General features: G+C 59.3%; 1 protein-coding gene. It reads left to right on the top strand.

Annotated elements, in window-relative coordinates; genetic code table 11:
- Positions 1 to 806, top strand: an 806-nt coding sequence (locus AC0L2O_RS36185) for a flagellin (protein WP_473373118.1), incomplete at its 5' end; no start/stop codon positions are given.
- Between the last annotated feature and the right edge of the window lie 451 nt (positions 807 to 1,257).

The following is a 1,257-nucleotide window of genomic DNA, read 5'->3' as shown; positions in this document are numbered from 1 at the left end:
GTGTCTCGGGCAAGACCTTGACCTTCTCCTCCTTCAACGGCGGCACGGCGGTCAATGTCACCTTCGGCGACGGCACCGGCGGCACGGTCAAGACACTCGATCAGCTCAACACGGCTCTTCAGGCCAACAACCTGTCGGCCACCATCGACGCGAATGGCCTGCTGACGGTCTCAGCGACCAACGACTACGCGTCCTCGACGATCGGATCTGCAGCGGCTGGTGGTACCCTCGGGGGCACCCTCACGACCGCCTTGACATGGTCGAATCCCACCGCTCCGGTTGCTGATGCTGTTGCCCAGGCCACCCGTACCAACCTGGTGTCCCAGTACAACAACATCCTGACGCAGATCGACACGACCTCGCTGGATGCTTCGTTCAACGGTGTCAACCTGCTCAACGGCGACCAGCTCAAGCTCGTGTTCGACGAGACCGGCAAGTCCAACCTGAACATCACCGGCGTGACCTTCAACTCCAAAGGTCTGGGTCTCGCTGGCCTGTTGCAGGGCACGGACTTCATCGACAACTCCTCGACCAACAAGGTGCTCACCAACCTGAACACGGCATCGAGCACGCTGCGTTCGGAAGCCTCCACGCTCGGTTCGAACCTTTCCGTGGTGCAGGTGCGTCAGGACTTCAACAAGAACCTGATCAACGTGCTGCAGACGGGTTCGTCCAACCTGACCTTGGCCGACACCAACGAGGAAGCGGCCAACAGCCAGGCGCTGTCGACCCGGCAGTCGATCGCGGTCTCGGCGCTGTCGCTGGCCAACCAATCGCAGCAGAGCGTGCTCCAGCTGCTCCGCTAATAAGCGGCAGACATCAAACCTAATAAGGCGGCGGGGCTTCGGCCCCGCCGCTTTGTTTTTGCGCCAGCGCTTTGAGCGCTTTCGATCGAGCTCCGAAAAAGTAACCGTCGGTTATGGTTAATGAAGCGTAAGCGAAAAAATCACCAACGAATTCAGTGTGATTTCCGGCGCTCGCAACGTGCACCAGCGGTTCATGGTGAATCGAGGCTTATACCGGCGAGGCGTGTTTCACCCTTTGTTAGCCATGTTCGCGCAGGCTGTGTTCGTCACTCGATCCATCGCGATCGAACGAAGACGCGTAAACCAGAAGGGTAAGAGTTATGTCCGGTATCGTTCTCTCTGCGTCGGTTCGCCAGAACCTGCTCTCTCTCCAATCCACCGCCGACCTGCTCGCCACCACCCAGTCCCGTTTGTCGACTGGCAAGAAGGTGAACTCGGCGCTCGACAATCC

Source organism: Bradyrhizobium sp. Kon10 (genome assembly GCF_055807395.1).
This window is presented reverse-complemented; position numbering and strand designations above follow the sequence as displayed.